Here is a 15,979-nt window from a genome sequence, read left to right on the forward strand (position 1 = left end):
GACGGATTGGGAAGCCTTATTCCGACGGCGAGGGGAGCCGACCGCATGGCACGGTTCGAGGTACCGGAGGTCGACTACGACCGGTACTCCAACAGGCAGTTGGCCGCGATCCCGCTCGGGGTGTTGGCGGTGGCGTTGGTGATCGTCGCCGTCACGTGGGCGACCACCGGTGCGCCGGTGGCTCTCGGGACGGACTTCAGCGGTGGCACGGAGTTCCGCGTCGCGGTCGACGCCGGGAGCGAGAGTGCGGAGTCGGTGATCCGGACGGCCTTCCCCGCCGAACCCGCGTCGATCCGCGAGATCCCCTCGCAGGGGGTCTACGTGGTGACGTTCGGGCCGGAGGTGGACGCGACGGCCGCCGAGGACGCCATCGGGTGTGCGTCCGACGAGAGTGTCGAGTGTCTCTCCGACGCCCAGCGGGACGCCGCCCAGAAGGTCGAGTACCGCGCGAGCGCCGCCGTCTCCGCGGCGTTCGGCGAGGCCCTCCAGGGACAGGCGCTCGTCGGTGTCGTCGCCGCGTTCGCCGGGATGGGACTGCTCGTGTTCGGGTTGTTCCGGACGTTCGTCCCGTCCGTGGCGGTCGTCGTCTCGGCGTTCTCCGACATCGTGATCCCGGTGGCGTTGATGAACCTGTTCGGGATCGAGCTGTCGCTTGGGACCGTCGCGGCACTCCTGATGTTGATCGGGTACTCTGTCGACTCCGACATCCTGTTGAACAACCACATCCTCCGGCGTTCGGGTGACTTCTACGAGTCCACCTACCGCGCGATGCGGACCGGGGTGACGATGACACTGACCTCGCTGGCGGCGATGATCGTGTTGACGATCGTCGCGACGATCTTCGGCATCGGACTGCTCGCGAGCATCGGGACGATCCTCGTGTTCGGGCTGACGGCCGACCTGATGAACACCTACATGCTCAACCTGAGTCTGCTCCGCTGGTACAAGTTCGAGGGGGTGGCGCGGTGAGCCTCCTCGACCGCGTCCGCGACAACTGGCGCGTCGCGTTGTTGATCGTCCTCGTCGCCGTCTCGACGGCGTTCCTGTTCGCCCCCGGCTTCGGAGGCAGCGGGAGCGAGGGGAACCCCACCAACCTCCAGTACGGGTTGGAACTCGACGGCGGGACGGAGGTCCGTGCGCCGCTCGTGGGCGTGACCGCCGAGGGTGTCGCGTTCGACAACGAGTCGCGCAGCGACGTGGCGACGGCGGTCGCCGCCGAACTCGACGGCGCCGAGCCGCGGGACGTGATCGCCCGGTTCGGCGAGCAGCCCGGGCAGAGCACCGTCGAGGTGACGACCGAGGGTGTCTCCCCGGACCGACTCGGGACGGCGCTGGACGCGGCCGGCTACGAGTACGAGAGCGTCCGGCAGGGCGTGACCGACGACACCCGTTCACAGACCGTCGAGGTGTTGCGGTCGAAGATCAACGAGGGCGGGCTCTCCGGTGGGTCGGTGACGACCATCGACCTGCCGGGATCGCGCCCGTTCGTCTCCGTGCAGGTGCCGGGCGGCGACCGCAACGAGGTGCTCGACCTGGTGAACTCCCGGGGTGCCGTCCGGATCGTCGGCTACTACCCGACCCAGGAGAACGGGACGCGGACGTACGTCAACGAGACGATCTTCACCGACGAGGAGCTGCGTCGCGTCGGGAACGCCCGCGAGGCACGCGACAGCGACCAGTTCATCGTCGAAGTGCGAATCCAGCCGGACGCCGCCCAGCGCGTCCAGCAGACGTTCGTCGACACGGGTGTCGCACAACAGCGTGCGACGCGGTGTACTTACCCGCAGACGGAGGACCCGTGTCTGCTCGTGGTCCGCGACGGACGGGTCGTCAACTCCTTCGGGATGGCCGGGGACCTCGGCCGGAGCATGGTGAACGGCGAGTGGCAGAAGAACCCGGTGTTCGTCCTCCAGGTGAACACGCTCGGCGAGGCCCAGCAGGTGTCGGTCGACCTGCGTGCCGGGTCGCTGCCGGCGGCTCTCGACGTCGACGAGGGGACGACCCGGACGACGGCACCCGCGCAGGGTGAGAGCTTCAAGCGCGACTCGCTGATCGCCGGCTTGCTCGCGGTGTTCGCCGTCAGCGGTGTCGTGTTCGTCCGGTACGGCGAGGTGGAGGTCGCGCTGCCGATGATCGTCACGGCGCTGGCGGAGGTGTACGCGCTGTTGGGGATCGCGGCGTTGATCCAGTTCCCGGTGGACCTGTCGGTGATCGGTGGGTTCATCGCGGTGATCGGGACCGGGGTGGACGACCTCATCATCATCGCCAACGAGGTGATGGACGAGGGCGAGGTGAACTCCCGGCGCGTCTTCCAGTCGCGGTTCAAGAAGGCGTTCTGGGTGATCGGCGCGGCGGCGGCGACGACGGTGATCGCCATGTCGCCGCTGGCAGTGCTCTCGCTGGGTGACCTGCAGGGGTTCGCCATCTTCACCATCCTCGGCGTCTTCATCGGCGTCTTCGTCACCCGCCCGGCGTACGGTGACATCCTCCGTGCGCTGTTGACGGATCAGTAATCCGTCGTCGGTGGGTGTCGTTCCGGGGGTGTCGGGCTCTCGTCCGGACCCCTGGTCGGGACACCACTCTGCCCCCGTCTTCTCGCCTGCTCGCCTCCCGACTACCCTCGCCGTTCCCAGACACTCGGAACGCGAGCAGTAGGAAAGTGGCTCCCGCCGCTACGACCGTCTATGGCGACGGCACGCGAACGGGTGTTCCAGACGGACACGGACAGACTCTCCTTGCAGGTGTCGATCGGTGCCCTGCTCGCGCTCACGTTGGTCGTGGGTGGGCTCCGACTGACGGGGACGACGATCCCGCTGCGAGCGCAGGCGGCGGCGTACCTCGTCGGGATGGTCGCGTTGAACCTCCCGCACGGCGGGTACGAACACTTCGCCAACCTCCGGCGACGGACGGCGGAGTTCCGCTGGCGGTACGTCGGCGGCTACCTCGCGATGGTCGCGGCCGGGATCGGCCTGTTCCTCCTCGCGCCGGTCGTCGGGCTGGCGGTCGCGGTCGGCGTCGTCGTCGCGAAGGGCGGCGGCGGCGACCTCTACGTGTTGCGAGCGACGACCGGTGCCGGCCACCTCCGGACGCGGACCCAGCGACTCTTGGCCGCGGCGGCGCGTGGTGGCGCGGCGATGGCGGTCCCCATCGTCGCGTTCCCGGAGACGTTCCACGCGTTCAGTTCCATCATCGTCGCCGTCTTCGACCCGGGCGCACTCGGGCCGGCGGCCCAGTACTTCGACGTGACACGCCCGCTGATCGGCGTCGGGTACGCCGCCGTGGTACTCGCACACCTCGGACTCGGGGCGACACGCCGGGACGGCAGCGGCTCGTGGCTCGTCGACGCCGGGGAGACGCTCCTGCTCGTCTGTTACTTCGCGGTGGTGCCGGTCGTCCTCGCGGTCGGACTCTACTTCCCGCTGTGGTACTCCGCCAGACAGGTCGCCCGCGAGCTGGCCGTCCAGGGGGAGCCCGGTGAGGGACCGGACCTGTTGTCGGGTGACGGCGACGCCTCCGCCGGCAGTGTCGCGCTCCGGGCGTGGGGGGTGCTCATCGGCGGTGCGATGGCGACCGGCGTCGTCGTCGCCGCGGTGTGGATCGCCGCGCCGAACCCGCTCGGGCAGGCCGGGCCGCTGCTCGGTGGGGTCGCGTTCTGGAGCGTGGCGATCAGCATCGTCGCGCTCCCGCACGTCGTCGTCGGCGGCGTGTTGGACCGCCGCCGCGGGATCTGGCACGTCCCCTGACGAACGGGTCTGAACCTGCAGCCGTTCTTCTCCCTCGCCGTCCGGATTCGACTCTGCGTCGGTCGCCGCTCGAACGTCGCCCGACGGCCACGGGTCGCCGCTCGAACGTCGCCCGACGGCCACGGGTCGCCGCCCGAAAGCCGCCCGACCGCCACGGATCGCCGCTCAGAAGTCGTCCAACCCAGACTGTGCGGCGGCGGCGAGTGCGTCCCGTGCCGTCTGCCACGACGCCCGCGCACACTCCGGGAGCGACCCGGTCTCGGTGACGTACGCCGCCAGGAACTCGCGTGTCGTCTCGTCGGACGGGTAGCCGCTCCCGACGGGGCGGTCGTAGCGCTCGTCGATCGCCGCCATCCGGCGGTCGCGTTCCACCTTCGCGAGGATCGACGCCGCCGCGACGAGGTCGTACCGGTCGTCTGCGCCGTGTTCCGCCGTCACGTCGACCTCGCTCGGTGGCGCGACGCCCTCCGGGTCGCCGTCGCCGGCCGCCAGCAGGGGGTGTGGGTCTGCGTCGTCTCCGTCCGTCGCCGCGACCGTCGTCTGGAGTCTGTCGCCGAACCGCTCGGCGGACACGTCGGCGGCGTCGACGACCGCCCGGTCGCCGTCGCGTGCGACGCATCGGAGTGCCACCGCCTGTCCGGCGACCCCGAGTTCGTTCATGTCCGTCTCGGGGGCGTCGATAGCCGCGACGGGCACCACCGCCGTCGCGGTCGCGACTGCCTCGTCGCTGCGGAGTCGCTCCGCCAGCCGCTCGCGGTCGCTCGCAGACAGGCGCTTCGAGTCGGCGACGCCGTCCGGGAGTCGGTCCGGGGAGGCACGGACCGCACCCGCGACCATCGGCCCGAGAACCGGTCCCTTCCCGGCCTCGTCCGCGCCCAACACGGCTCGCCCGTCGACGCCCGCGGCCCGCTCGTCCCTCGGGTCCTCGCCGCCGCTCTCGCCTCCGTCGATCACACTCGTCCACTCGTGAGTCTGGCACGAGTGTGTTCCGTTCTGGTGACTCGGGTGTGCCTCGCTCGGGTGTCGTCCCGCCGAACCCGTGGGATTATGATCGGCGAACCGCAACACGGGGGTGATGGGAGTCCTCGAAGACAAGGCGCGTGCACGCCTGTTCTACAAGTACCTCTCGAAGGTGTACGACACGATCAACCCGCTCGTGTGGAACGAGACGATGCGGGCGGAGGCGCTGGAGTGGTTCGACCCGCAGCCGGACGACCGCATCCTCGACGTGGGTGCGGGCACCGGGTTCGCCACCGAGGGACTGTTGGAGCACGTCGACGAGGTGCACGCTCTCGACCAGTCGGTCCACCAGATGGAGCGCGCGTTCGCGAAGTTCGGGAAGCGCGGCCCGGTGAAGTACGTCCGTGGGGACGCCGAACGGCTCCCGTTCGCGACGGACGCCTTCGACAAGACGTGGTCGTCCGGCTCCATCGAGTACTGGCCGAACCCGGTCGACGCGCTCGAGGAACTGCGCCGGGTGACGAAGCCCGGCGGAACGGTGCTCGTCGTCGGCCCGGACTACCCCCACAACGCCGTCTTCCAGCGGCTCGCGGACGCGATCATGCTGTTCTACGACGCCGAGGAGGCCGACGAGATGTTCGCCGCGGCCGGGTTCGAAGACGTGACGCACCACGTCCAGCAGGCCAAACCCGGCAGTCCACGCGCCATCACCTCCGTCGCGACGGTGCCCGAGACCGACGGCGTCGAGTCGTCGGCGACCGACGCCGACTCCGAGCCGGTCGACACCGCCGCGGACTGATCTTCGACTCTCCGGTCGCACGTCGCCGTGGACCGATCCTCGGGTCTCCGCTCGCACGCCGCCGCCGCCGTTCCGGTCGTCACGGCCCTCGCGAACTGTCGTCTCGGCTCGTGCGACGCGTCTGTCTCGCACGGACAACGTCACCACGACCGTGTCTCCCACAGTCGGCGCCGGGTAGTTCGTGTCGGCGACCCGGAACGTCCCGGACTCGCCGACGACCCACCGCGGGGAACTCCGTGGGTTGAAGGGACCGGTGGGACCGCCGCGGAATCCGGTCGCCGCGAAGAACGGCACCGGCGGCTGTCGTCGCAGAGCGACACCGTCGACCGAGACGGTCACGTCGAGGCGGTCCACGTCCAGCGGTCGCCCACCGCGGTGGGTCAGCCTGATCGAGGCTCCCGTCGCCGTCGCTGCGAGTGCGACACCCGGGCCGACCGGTGCCGGCGCGTCGGCCGCACTGGCGTCGTCGTCTCCACCGCCGCCGTCGCCGACACGGACGGCTGTCTCGGGAGTGGGTACGACGGCCCCCGCGAGTACCGCCGCCAGTCCGACGGCGATCGCGACCAACACCACGACCCCGACGGGGCCGGCGGCGGCTCGTGACACACCCGGTGTGGTCCCGCTTCGGTACTTGAACCTCCGGGTGACCCGGCCGACTCGGTCGGGCTGCCAGTCACGACCAGATCCAGTCACTGCGACGATCACACCTCGCGCCCGACCGGAGGGGATTCGTGGCTCCGTCTTCAACGGGGAGACGTGACAGACCGTTCGGACGAGAAGCCGGCCGAGTCTGCCCGCGAGGCGGGACTCGCGGCCGGGCTCGCGTTGTACGCCGACGGCCGTTACCACGCCACACACGACCCGTGGGAGGCGGTGTGGCTGCCGCTCGACGAGCCGACCGACTCCGACGACGAGCCGTTCTTCCACGGGTTGATCCAGGTGACGGCGGCCGTCCACCACGGTCGCACGGGGACCCACGAGGGTGCGAGCGGCCTCGCGGCGAGCGCTCGCGAGTACCTCGCCCCGCTCACCCCGACACACCGCGGTGTCACACTCGGGCCGGCGCTGGACTACTGCCGTCGGCTCGCGGCGGACCCGGTCGTGGCCGAACGAGTGTCGCCGCCGCCACTCTCCCGCGGAGGAGGTCCCGTGTCGTACCGAGCACTCTCGCCGGCCGCGTTGGAGCGTGTCGTCGCGGCGGTCGCCGACGAGACGGAGTACGACGCGTCCGTGCTGACTGACGCGGCGACGTTCGCGACACGTGACGCGGCGGCGACCGACCGTCCGGCCCTGTCGGCCGACAGTGGTGGGTCGGCCGACGCGGGGGACGGGGGCGCACCGTTCGCGTCGTTGCTCGTCGACTTCCTCGACCGGCCGGACGCGCGTCCCGTCGTGTTCCAGCGACTCTCGGAACACGTCGCGCGCCGTCGGCAGGCGGTCGACGACGTACGCGGACTGTTCGAGTGAGCCACTCGTGGCCGACGACGAGGCGTGCCGCCGACCGCCGACCGAGGCGGACGACTCAGTTTCCGGAGCCGTAGGCGGTGAGCGTACCGTCCCAGTCCGCGAGGTAGAGCCGGTCGTCCAGTACGACTGGGGTCGTCGAGACGGTGGCGTCGTGATCGAGCCGCCACTGGACCGTCCCGTCGAACGAGAGTGCGACGACGGTGCCGTCGGTCCGGACGACGTGGACCGTCTCGTCTGCGACGACCGGCCCCCGTTCGACGCGACCGTCGAGCGCCGTTCGCCACCGAACCGCTCCGACCTCCGGGTCGAGCCCGACGACCGCTCCGCCGGCCGTAGCGGCGACGGTCAGTAGCTCGGTGAGTGCCGGTGCACCGACGACGGGGCTGTCGGTCTCGACCCGCCACCGTGGCTCCCCACTCTCACGCCGGACGGCGAGCAACTCGTCGGCGGTCCCGACGTGGACCAGTCCGCCGCCGACCGCGACACCCGAGCGGACGGGTGCGTCCGTTCCGAGTCCCCAGCTCGTCGATCTGACCGCTGGCCCCGTCGGGCCGTCCGAGTCGCCGCCACCGTCCTCGTCACTCGAGTCGCTCGGTTCGCCGGCACGGCGTGCGTCCACCGCGACCAGTCGCTCGTCGAGTGGGACGTAGACGCGCCGCCCGTCGGTCGCCAGCGGCCGTGTGACGATCCGTGGGAGTGTCACCACCCAGTCGGCGCGACCCGTCTCGGTGTCGAAGGCGAACACGCGCCCGTCGCCGCCCGCACCGATCACGAGTCCGTTCGCGAGTGTCGGCGGGGTCTGTCCCCCGCCGCGGAAGCGGTCGCCGACGCGCCACCGGTCGCTCCCCTCGGCGGTGGTCACGGAGCGCACGACGCGGTTCTCGTTACAGAGGTGGACACCCGTCGTTCCGACCGCCGGCGTCGTGAGCAGTCTGTCGGCGGCTCGAACGGACCACGACCGCTCTCCGGTCGTCGCGTCGAGCGCGCGGAGTCGACCGTCGCCGGTCGTCACGTAGCAGGTGTCCTCGACGACGGCGGGCGGTCCGTACACGCCCGCGTCGAAGCGACGGCGCCACAGCTGCGTCGGTGGTGCCGTCGGTCCAGTCGCGTCGATGACGCCGGTGTTCGTGGCGTCGTAGCGGTACAGTGGTGCGCCCGATGCCGGTGGGGCCGTCGCGGCGGTGCGGTCGGTCGTTCGCCCGCGCGGCTCTGCCGTCTCGCCACTCGGTCGCGTCGCCCCGACGACACCGGTGGTGGCGACTGCGGCACCCACGGTCGCCAACAGATCCCGGCGCGAGTACGACCGCATCTCTCGGAGGGTGACGTGCGAGGAATTTGAACTTGGTGGTGATCGAGGTCGGATTCGGCTGCGAGGCGAGGGACGACGCGTCGCCGTCTTCTGGGTATCCGTTCTCGGAGGACCCACGCTCCAGTGGTCGTCTCGAGAGTTCGATCTCTCGTCTTCCTCGACGATTTACCGTCCCGACCGGACGCTGCCATCGGCACGGGCTGGAGTGCGTGACCCTCAGCCGGAGACGTACCGACGCAACTGGTCTGTCACGTCTTCGACGCGGTCGTCGACGAGCGCAGTGAGGTGGTGTTCGACGTCCGCAGCACTGGTGAGTGTCGCCAACGACCACGGGAGAACGTGACTTCGTTCCCCGAGTGGCTCACCCTCGTAGTCGTCGTCGCGGAGCGTGATCGAGTCCTCGTGGTACGTCTTCGTAGAGAGCAGGACAGTGATGAGTTGGACACCGTGGCCCGGGAACCGAGGAGTACCCACCACGAGCACTGGACGTCCTTTCTCCGAGAGCGGGTCACTCGCCCAGACGACGTCACCGCGCTCTAGATCCTCGAACGCCGTCACTGCACGTCCTCCATCTCGTCGGTCTCGAGGTTCTCGAGACGTTCCTCACCGTACTGTCGGTCTGCACTCTCGTGGTGTCGGTGGAGCCGATAGGCGGAGTGGAGCCGTTCCTCGTCGTCCGTGATCGCCCAGTACGGTCGCTTGTGTCGGACGAGTCCTCGTTCCTCCAGCCGTGAGAGGAGTGCACCGACGACATCCGTCTGCAGACCGAGCCGCTCGGCGATCGACCCCGCCGTCCACGCACGGTCGTCGTGCTCGTCGAGGAACACCACGATCCGCTCGGCGTCGGTCCGCTCCTCGAAGTCGCCCGCGTCGGCGTCTTCGAACTCGTCGATGTCGATACTGCCGCTCGACATACGTGCCTGTCGAGCCCGTCGGTACATAGCTATTTGGTCGGTCGGTGTAGTAGAGTGAGCAGCGCCCACAGACGCTAGACCACGTGACCGTGTGACGACGGAGGCAGGCCGTGTAGTGACTGGGACAGAGCACATAGCGACACCTCGAGATCCCTCGGTGTCCACGCTCACTCCAGCGGTTCGCCGTCGAAGGTGTACGCCGCGGAGTCGTCGCGTGGCTCGTAGCCGAGCACCTCCCGGGCTCGGTCGATGGAGTAGTACTTGCGTTCGTTGTCGGAGATGCCGTAGACGATCTCGAAGTCGTACTCCGCCTGCAGACAGCGGTCGAACAGGTGGGCACAGTCGCGGTGCGAGAGCCACATCGCCTGCCCGCGCTCGTACTCCACCGGCGGGTGGTCCTCGGTGAGGTTGCCGATCCGAACACAGACGACCGAGAGGTCGGTGTGATCGTGGAAGTAGCGGCCGATCACCTCGCCCGTCGCCTTCGAGACGCCGTACTCGTTCGACGGGCGAGGGAGTTCCGTCCCGTCGAGTCGGTAGTCGTCGTCCGTCCGGTACAGCTCTGGGGTCCGCTCGTCCGTCTCGTAGGCGCCGACGGCGTGGTTCGAGGAGGCGAACGCCACCTTCTCGACGCCGGCCGCGGCGGCGGTCTCGAACACCGCGTGAGTGCCGTCGACGTTGTTCGCCAACACGGAGTCCCACGGCGCGTTCGGCCGCGGGTCACCCGCGAGGTGGACCACCGCGCCGACGCCCTCGACTGCCTCGCGCAACGCCTCGCGGTCGGTCACGTCGCCGACGTACACGTCGTCGTCGCTCACCCCGTCCGGGAGCGTGCCCGGCGCGGGTGGCTCGAGGTCGTACAGTCGCCAGTCGTACTCGTCGCCGATCCCGTCGAGGATCGCCCGGCCGACGCGCCCGCCGGCTCCCGTCAACAGCACCGGGTCCTCCATTCGGGTGCCCCTCTGCGTGGCGGGGGTAAATATCGGACGGTCCGCTCCGTGGCCCTCGACGGGTCACCCCCCACGGTACGCCGACGCCACATCCGCCGACACGGCGCCACCCTCGACGACACGCCGACACCACTTCCGCCGACACGGCGCCACCCCCCACGGTACGCCGACACCACTTCCGCCGACACGGCGCCACCCCCCACGGTACGCCGACACCACCTCCGCCGACACGACGACACTAACAGCACGGCGCCCGAGCGAGTCGTATGGTCACCGATCCACAGCAGGCCTGTTTCGAGGCCGGGATCAAGTTCGGTTCACTGTACCACCAGTTCGCCGGGACGCCGGTCTCGCCGGACAGCACGCGCTCGCTGGAGACGGCCATCGCGGAGTCCATCGAGAACCAGCCGCACTGCGAGTCGGTGACGGTCGCCATCGACGACGCGGCGGTCGCGGCCGACATCGACCACGAGAACGGCTACACGGAGTTGTCTGGTCACCTGATGGAGGTCGAGATGCGGATCGGCTACGAGGCCGTCACCGTCGACACGCGGATGGAGATGGAGGACGGCTACCCGCTGATGAAACTCGTCTCCGTCGTCGAAGGCGGTCGGGGCGAGTAGTCTCCGTCCGTCCCGAAGGCGAGTCGGACGAGTAGTCACCGCGGGTGCCGAGACCGGAGTGAAAGTAGTCCGCGTCGGGTCGACGTATCGGTTGTCTCGCCGGGTCACTCGTGAGGTTCCACTTCCGCTCTCGGGCGACGCTTTATGTGTCGGTCCGGCGTACGCCGACGCATGGGACAGACGACATTCGACGACGACGAACTGCTCGGCGAGGCGGCCAGCGAGACGCGCGAGGACGTTCGTGCCCACTTGGAGGAGGCGACGGCGGCGTTGCCGACGGCCGACGCCATCTGGGAGACGGACGCGGACAACGTCTTGGGCGCGCTCAACGGGCTCCGCTCGGCGCTGGACACCGAAGACGCCGCGGCGTCGCTGCGACAGGCACGCAAGCAGTACCTCCTGGGCGAGCAGGCGGGTGCCTTCGACGAGGACGACGAACTCGGCGAGGAGTTGGACGAGGCGGCGGAACTACTGGCGACGCTGGAGGAGGCCCGCGAACAGGTCGGCGAACTCACCAGCACCGTGCCACAGCTCCGGAGTCAGTTGGAGGACGCGGCGTCGGCGGGCGCGGAGGCGGACGCGGCCGACGAGAGTGACGGCAACGAGGCGGAGGCGTAGAGGCGCCAGACGGAGGCGGAGACACGCAGACGGGGGCGACGCGACGCTGGGCGTAGACCCCGCGACGCCCGAAAGACACGTCACCCTCGGCGGCGTCGGCTCCGACGTGGCACCGACCCACGACGACGGTGACGCCCACCCCGACGAGCCCGCCACGGACCGGCTGCGACCCGGCGACGCGTCCGCAGAGTCGACCGGCACGACGGAGGACGCGCAGACCGGCTCCGACGGCACGACGGGAGACGCGCCGACCGGCTCCGAGGACGTGACGGCGAGTGACGACGCCGCGGCCGTTGAGGCGGACGCGGACGCCATCCTCGCAGAGTTGGACGCACTGGCGTCGTCTGCGGCCGTGGCGGACTCCGCGGCCGCTCGCTCGCGTGTCCGCAGGACGCGGGCGCTCGCTCGCCGCCTCCGCGAACGTGCCGCCGCTCGCCCGACCGTCGGTGCGTTCGACCGCAGCGACGCCGCCGAGGCGCTGCTCGGGAGCACGCTGCTCGGCATCCCGATGGCCGTCGAGGGCGGGACCACGGAGGTCGGACTGTTCCTCGCCGCACACCCGGCGGCGTTGGTCGCGACGCTCGTCGGCGCCGTCGGGCTGGTGACCGGCGTGATCTACGTCGCGGACATCCGCGAGGTCGGCGTCGAGGACCCCGTCGCCGGGGTCGTCCCGCGGCGGCTCCTCGGCGTCGTGACCGTCTCGGGCGTCACCGCGACTGCGATGCTCACCGCGTGGGGTCGCGTCTCGTGGGCCGAGCCGGTCACCGCTCTCGCCGTCGTCGTGGTCGCGTTCGTCCCGATGTCACTCGGTGCGGCGCTCGGCGACCTGTTGCCCGAGGACGACCGACCCGGCGAGTGAGTGAGGAGTGTGTGTCGAGTCGCCTCTCTCGTTCCGGACGGGCGTTCCTCTCGTCGTCCTCGTCGGCCCGCCGTCTCACTCGCGGCGACGGACCCGTGTGTTGATGTACCCGCAGCGACGACGGGGGGCCGTGTTCGCGGATCGCTCGGACCGGATCGCGCCACGCGAGGCGTTCAAGGGGTACGGCGTCGCCGTCACGCCCGGTGCAGACGGCCCGTGTGCGCTCGTCGCGGGGTACGGTCACGCGAACCGCCTGTACAGCTACGCCGATGGCCAGTTCCGGGACGTGACCCCGAGTGCGCTGGCCGCGCCGGACCACCACGCGGTCGGGGTCGCGGCGGGCGACGTGGACGCCGACGGCCGCGAGGAGCTGTACGTCCACGACACGGACGCCTACGAGGGGGAGACCCACGACACGGACCTACTGCTCGACCCGGTCGACGCGCCCACCGACGACCCCGAGAGTCGCTGGCGCGACCTGTTCGGACTCGGTGTCAACGCCGGCCGGGACAACTTCCGCGCCGGGCGGTCCGTCGCGGTCGTCGACCGGTACGGCACCGGCCGCTACGGCGTCGCCGTCGCGAGTCACGGGGAGCCGCTCCGCTTCTACGAGGTGGGCGAGGACGGGGAGTTGTCCGACATGGCCGAGGAGGTCGGCCTCTCCGTCGCCGACCGCGGCCGGTGTCTGCTCGCCGGGTCGATCGTCTCCGACCGGACGGACCTGTTCGTCGGCGTCCAAGACGGGCCGAACAGACTGTTCCGCAACGACGGCGGTCACTTCACCGAGGTCGCCGCCGCGGTGGGACTCGCGGCTCCCGAGACGAACGCCCGTGGGGTCACTCGCGCCGACGAGACGCTCGTGCTCTGCTCGTGGGAGGGGCCCAACTGCGTGTTCTCGCCGTCCGCTGACGCGGCGACCGGTGGTGTCGACGTGGCTCCGGCGGGCGAAGGCGGCGGCCAGGAGTCGGGCGACGGCGAGCGGGGGGTGCGATCGACACCCACCGGACGGCCGGACGGCGGGGGGTTCGTCGACCGCACGCCGGCGGCGCTCGCGGAGCCGTCTCGCGTGCGGACGGTGGTCGCGGCGGACTTCGACAACGACGGGCACGACGAACTGTTCGTCAACTGTCTCGGTCGTCGGAACCGGCTGTTCAGGCACCACCCGGACGGAGAGCCGACACGCTGGGAGGCGCTCGACCCCGGTGCGGCGTCGGACCCGGACGGACTCGGCACCGGCGCGGCGGTCGCGGACTTCGACGGAGACGGCGTGCTCGAACTGCTCGTCTCCCACGGCGAGGTGGAGCCACAGCCCCCCGCGCTGTACGAGCCGGCGTCCGCCGGAGACCGCTGGCTGCGCGTCGCGCCGACCACGCGCCACGGTGCACCCGCACGCGGTGCGACGGTGACGTTGGAGACGGATCGGTGGGACCGTCGACGGACGGTGTGTGCGGGGTCGGGCTACCTCTGTCAGATGGAGCCGGTCGCTCACTTCGGACTCGGCGAGGCGACGCCGCGGCGGGTGACCGTCCGCTGGCCCGACGGCCGGACGGCGACGCTGACGGACCCCGGCGTCGCACGCGAACACCACGTCGAACACCCCGGAGGTGACGCGGGGTGACTCGCACCGAGACAGGCGAAGACTCGGAGACGGAGACGACGGCAGCGAGTGGTGAGACGGGGACAGCGGCAGCGAGTGGTGAGGCGGAGACGACGGCAGCGAGTGGTGAGACGGGGACAGCGGCAGCGAGTGGTGAGACGGAGACGACGGCAGGAGAACGAGAGACGACACCGGCCGACGACGCCTTCGCGGCGCTGTCCGACGAGACCCGACTGGCGGCGGTGAGCGCCGTCGCCGCCGCCGACGAGCCGCCGACGTTCACGGACCTGTTCGAGGCGAGCGACGCCGACACCTCGGCCGGCTTCGCGTACCACCTCCGGCAGTTGACCGACCGCTACCTCCGGAAGGACCCCGAGACGGAGCGGTACGAACTCACCTACGCCGGCCGGGCCGTCGCTCGCGCGCTCGACGCCGGGACGTTCACCGAGCGCGTGGACCGCGCGCCGACCGGTGTCGACGGCGACTGTCCGGTGTGTGGCGCGAGTGCGCTCGCCGCCGCGGTCGTGGACAACGTCGTCGCCGTCGCGTGTCGCGACTGCGAGACGGATCTGCTCGCGTTGCCGTTCCCGCCGGGTGGCGTCCGAGAGCGGGACACCGCCGACGTGGTCGAGGCCTTCGACGCCTACCACCGCCGGCGAGTCGCGCTCGCGGCCGACGGCGTCTGTCCGGACTGTGCCGGCGTCGTCGACGGGGCGATCGACCTGGTCGAGACGCCGGCACTCCCGGGCGAGGAACCACGCCCGCTGGTCGCCGCGGGCTGTGAGAGTTGTGGGTTCCACCTCCGTGTGCCGGTGTCGCTGACGGTGGTCGAGCACCCGGCCGTCGTCGCCCTCTTCGACCGGCACGGGGAGTCCGTCCGCAACCGCCCGGTGTGGAACCTGGGCCCGGAGTGGCACGAGACCGTCCTCTCGACGGAGCCGCCGGCCGTCGCCGTGACGGTCTCCCTGGGCGAGGACCGCGTCCGTCTGTTGGTCGGCGACGGCCCGACCGTCGTCGACGTCGAGCGCGACGAGGGCGCCGAGCGTGACGAGCGCGACGAGGGCGCCGAGCGTGACGAGCGCGACGAGCGCGCCGAGCGTGACGAGCGCGACGAGCGCGCCGAGCGTGACGAGGGCGCCGAGGGCAGCGAGCGCGTCGACGGGGAGGTGGCGTCGGAGAGAGACGGCGAGAAGCGGTCGGGAGACGACGGCGGGGAGGAGTCGTCCGCACCCGTCGGCGGTGGAGGGGCGTCGGCGTCAGACGGCGCGGACCCGTCCGCGTCCGACAGCGAGAGGTCGTCCGCACCTCCCGACGCGTCTCAGTGACTCGCCGGTGCGGCCTGCCACTCGTCGGCCGGCCCGTACCCCGGGAACGTCTCGATCTCGACGGGACCGGCGTCGATCGTCGCGAGACAGAGGCCGTTCCCGGACGCGAGGTCTCGCTCCGTCGCGGCACGGACCGCCGCAGCCGCGAGTGATCGCGCGTCGTCGACCGCCAACTCCGGTTCGAACCCGGCCTCCAACACCCCGTAGGCCGTCCCCGCACCGCTCCCGTCGGCCGCGAACGGGTGCGCCAGCGCCGCGCCGCCGCGGTCGAAGCTGTACAACTGTGGCCCCTCCGCGTCCGTCCCACCGAGGAGGTGTCTGACGCCGCGTGGCTGTTCGCGCATCTCCGTCCCCGTCAGACTCGCCAGCGCGGCGACGCTCATCCGCGTGTCGCGGCGCGTCTCGTACAGTGTCCGCTCCGACTGCAGCGTCGCCGCGAGGTCCTGTGCGCCGCTGACGGAGCCGGTGAACGCCAGCGCCGCCCCGTCACCGACCGGGACTAACTTCTCGACGGACTTGCTCGACACCGTCGTACCCAGACTCGCGCGTCTGTCGGAGGCGAGGACGACCGCCTCCGACGCGACGACGCCGACCACCGTCGTGCCGAGTGACTGCTCGCCCTCCGCGGGTGTTCGCTGCCGGTCGCCGCCCCGTGCCGTGTCGTGGGTCTCGCGACCCGCGTCGTTCCGTGTCACGAGAACGACCACGGTTGGGACGAGTAAAAGTGTCAGCTAAAATATAATTTAGTCGACGGCCACGGTCACTCGAGGGTCGTGATCGGTGGGAGGTCACTGTCTGGGAGCACACAGGAGTGT

General features: G+C 70.7%; 17 protein-coding genes. 11 read left to right on the plus strand and 6 right to left on the minus strand.

Going from position 1 to position 15,979, the window contains the following annotated elements:
* The first annotated feature begins 45 nt into the window (after nucleotides 1-45).
* From secF to RYH80_RS13820, 3 genes are all read left to right on the plus strand, one after another.
* Nucleotides 46-969: a protein translocase subunit SecF gene (gene secF, locus RYH80_RS13810; RefSeq protein ID WP_370904460.1), complete on the plus strand. Its 924-nt coding sequence runs from the start codon at nucleotides 46-48 to the stop codon at nucleotides 967-969.
* Nucleotides 966-2,513 (plus strand): preprotein translocase subunit SecD, encoded by a 1,548-nt coding sequence (locus tag RYH80_RS13815; RefSeq protein WP_370904461.1) that lies wholly within the window; start codon nucleotides 966-968, stop codon nucleotides 2,511-2,513. Before secF ends, RYH80_RS13815 begins: the two co-directional genes overlap by 4 nt.
* 171 nt (nucleotides 2,514-2,684) lie before the next feature.
* A complete protein-coding gene (locus tag RYH80_RS13820) occupies nucleotides 2,685-3,743 on the plus strand; it encodes a Brp/Blh family beta-carotene 15,15'-dioxygenase (RefSeq protein ID WP_370904462.1) in 1,059 nt (352 codons plus the stop codon).
* Between the two features lie 165 nt (nucleotides 3,744-3,908).
* Here the strand turns inward: RYH80_RS13820 and RYH80_RS13825 are convergent, their stop codons facing one another.
* Nucleotides 3,909-4,625 carry a ribonuclease HII gene (locus RYH80_RS13825; RefSeq protein ID WP_370904730.1) on the minus strand — a complete coding sequence of 239 codons (717 nt, stop codon included), beginning with the start codon at nucleotides 4,623-4,625 and terminating at the stop codon, nucleotides 3,909-3,911.
* Between the two features lie 193 nt (nucleotides 4,626-4,818).
* Between RYH80_RS13825 and RYH80_RS13830 the strand changes: the two genes are divergently transcribed.
* The 3 genes from RYH80_RS13830 to RYH80_RS13840 all read left to right on the plus strand — a co-directional run bounded on the left by RYH80_RS13830 (nucleotide 4,819) and on the right by RYH80_RS13840 (nucleotide 6,969).
* Complete coding sequence (locus RYH80_RS13830) at nucleotides 4,819-5,502, plus strand: methyltransferase domain-containing protein (protein ID WP_370904463.1); 684 nt, start codon at nucleotides 4,819-4,821, stop codon at nucleotides 5,500-5,502.
* A gap of 375 nt (nucleotides 5,503-5,877) precedes the next feature.
* On the plus strand, nucleotides 5,878-6,105 hold the full coding sequence (locus tag RYH80_RS13835; protein ID WP_370904464.1) for a hypothetical protein: 228 nt from the start codon (nucleotides 5,878-5,880) through the stop codon (nucleotides 6,103-6,105).
* Between the two features lie 153 nt (nucleotides 6,106-6,258).
* Nucleotides 6,259-6,969: a DUF309 domain-containing protein gene (locus tag RYH80_RS13840; protein ID WP_370904465.1), complete on the plus strand. Its 711-nt coding sequence runs from the start codon at nucleotides 6,259-6,261 to the stop codon at nucleotides 6,967-6,969.
* Between the two features lie 55 nt (nucleotides 6,970-7,024).
* Here the strand turns inward: RYH80_RS13840 and RYH80_RS13845 are convergent, their stop codons facing one another.
* The 4 genes from RYH80_RS13845 to azf all read right to left on the minus strand — a co-directional run bounded on the left by RYH80_RS13845 (nucleotide 7,025) and on the right by azf (nucleotide 10,142).
* Nucleotides 7,025-8,278, minus strand: coding sequence for an outer membrane protein assembly factor BamB family protein (locus RYH80_RS13845; RefSeq protein WP_370904466.1), 1,254 nt, complete (start codon nucleotides 8,276-8,278; stop codon nucleotides 7,025-7,027).
* A gap of 216 nt (nucleotides 8,279-8,494) precedes the next feature.
* On the minus strand, nucleotides 8,495-8,836 hold the full coding sequence (locus RYH80_RS13850; protein ID WP_370904467.1) for a type II toxin-antitoxin system PemK/MazF family toxin: 342 nt from the start codon (nucleotides 8,834-8,836) through the stop codon (nucleotides 8,495-8,497).
* The gene (locus tag RYH80_RS13855; protein ID WP_370904468.1) at nucleotides 8,833-9,192 is read right to left on the minus strand and encodes a MarR family transcriptional regulator; all 360 of its coding nucleotides are present in this window, start codon (nucleotides 9,190-9,192) and stop codon (nucleotides 8,833-8,835) included. The genes RYH80_RS13850 and RYH80_RS13855 overlap by 4 nt, the downstream gene beginning before the upstream one ends.
* Before the next feature lie 167 nt (nucleotides 9,193-9,359).
* Nucleotides 9,360-10,142 carry an NAD-dependent glucose-6-phosphate dehydrogenase Azf gene (gene azf / locus RYH80_RS13860; protein ID WP_370904469.1) on the minus strand — a complete coding sequence of 261 codons (783 nt, stop codon included), beginning with the start codon at nucleotides 10,140-10,142 and terminating at the stop codon, nucleotides 9,360-9,362.
* Between the two features lie 266 nt (nucleotides 10,143-10,408).
* On the opposite strand from azf, the gene RYH80_RS13865 reads away from it, so the two are divergent.
* The 5 genes from RYH80_RS13865 to RYH80_RS13885 all read left to right on the plus strand — a co-directional run bounded on the left by RYH80_RS13865 (nucleotide 10,409) and on the right by RYH80_RS13885 (nucleotide 15,164).
* Nucleotides 10,409-10,765: a dihydroneopterin aldolase family protein gene (locus RYH80_RS13865; RefSeq protein WP_370904471.1), complete on the plus strand. Its 357-nt coding sequence runs from the start codon at nucleotides 10,409-10,411 to the stop codon at nucleotides 10,763-10,765.
* A gap of 171 nt (nucleotides 10,766-10,936) precedes the next feature.
* Nucleotides 10,937-11,383, plus strand: a complete 447-nt coding sequence (locus RYH80_RS13870) for a DUF5790 family protein (protein ID WP_370904473.1) — start codon at nucleotides 10,937-10,939, stop codon at nucleotides 11,381-11,383.
* Nucleotides 11,384-11,489: 106 nt separating this feature from the next.
* The gene (locus tag RYH80_RS13875) at nucleotides 11,490-12,242 is read left to right on the plus strand and encodes a DUF2391 domain-containing protein (protein ID WP_370904474.1); all 753 of its coding nucleotides are present in this window, start codon (nucleotides 11,490-11,492) and stop codon (nucleotides 12,240-12,242) included.
* A 103-nt stretch (nucleotides 12,243-12,345) separates the two neighbouring features.
* On the plus strand, nucleotides 12,346-13,860 hold the full coding sequence (locus RYH80_RS13880) for a CRTAC1 family protein (protein ID WP_370904731.1): 1,515 nt from the start codon (nucleotides 12,346-12,348) through the stop codon (nucleotides 13,858-13,860).
* Complete coding sequence (locus RYH80_RS13885) at nucleotides 13,857-15,164, plus strand: DUF7351 domain-containing protein (RefSeq protein ID WP_370904475.1); 1,308 nt, start codon at nucleotides 13,857-13,859, stop codon at nucleotides 15,162-15,164. Before RYH80_RS13880 ends, RYH80_RS13885 begins: the two co-directional genes overlap by 4 nt.
* Here the strand turns inward: RYH80_RS13885 and RYH80_RS13890 are convergent.
* Nucleotides 15,158-15,859 (minus strand): Ntn hydrolase family protein, encoded by a 702-nt coding sequence (locus RYH80_RS13890; RefSeq protein ID WP_370904476.1) that lies wholly within the window; start codon nucleotides 15,857-15,859, stop codon nucleotides 15,158-15,160. The two genes, RYH80_RS13885 and RYH80_RS13890, sit on opposite strands and share 7 nt — an antisense overlap.
* Nucleotides 15,860-15,979 lie beyond the last annotated feature (120 nt).

This window comes from Halobaculum sp. MBLA0147 (genome assembly GCF_041361345.1).
GTDB lineage: Archaea > Halobacteriota > Halobacteria > Halobacteriales > Haloferacaceae > JAHENP01.

Excerpts from the sequence above, each read along its gene's own strand:
- RYH80_RS13820 (WP_370904462.1), top strand. The coding sequence starts at position 2,685 with ATGGCGACGGCACGCGAACGGGTGTTCCAGACGGACACGGACAGACTC.
- RYH80_RS13855 (WP_370904468.1), bottom strand. The coding sequence starts at position 9,192 with ATGTCGAGCGGCAGTATCGACATCGACGAGTTCGAAGACGCCGACGCG.
- azf (WP_370904469.1), bottom strand. The coding sequence starts at position 10,142 with ATGGAGGACCCGGTGCTGTTGACGGGAGCCGGCGGGCGCGTCGGCCGG.
- RYH80_RS13830 (WP_370904463.1), top strand. The coding sequence starts at position 4,819 with ATGGGAGTCCTCGAAGACAAGGCGCGTGCACGCCTGTTCTACAAGTAC.
- RYH80_RS13880 (WP_370904731.1), top strand. The coding sequence starts at position 12,346 with ATGTACCCGCAGCGACGACGGGGGGCCGTGTTCGCGGATCGCTCGGAC.
- RYH80_RS13865 (WP_370904471.1), top strand. The coding sequence starts at position 10,409 with ATGGTCACCGATCCACAGCAGGCCTGTTTCGAGGCCGGGATCAAGTTC.
- RYH80_RS13870 (WP_370904473.1), top strand. The coding sequence starts at position 10,937 with ATGGGACAGACGACATTCGACGACGACGAACTGCTCGGCGAGGCGGCC.
- RYH80_RS13845 (WP_370904466.1), bottom strand. The coding sequence starts at position 8,278 with ATGCGGTCGTACTCGCGCCGGGATCTGTTGGCGACCGTGGGTGCCGCA.
- secF (WP_370904460.1), top strand. The coding sequence starts at position 46 with ATGGCACGGTTCGAGGTACCGGAGGTCGACTACGACCGGTACTCCAAC.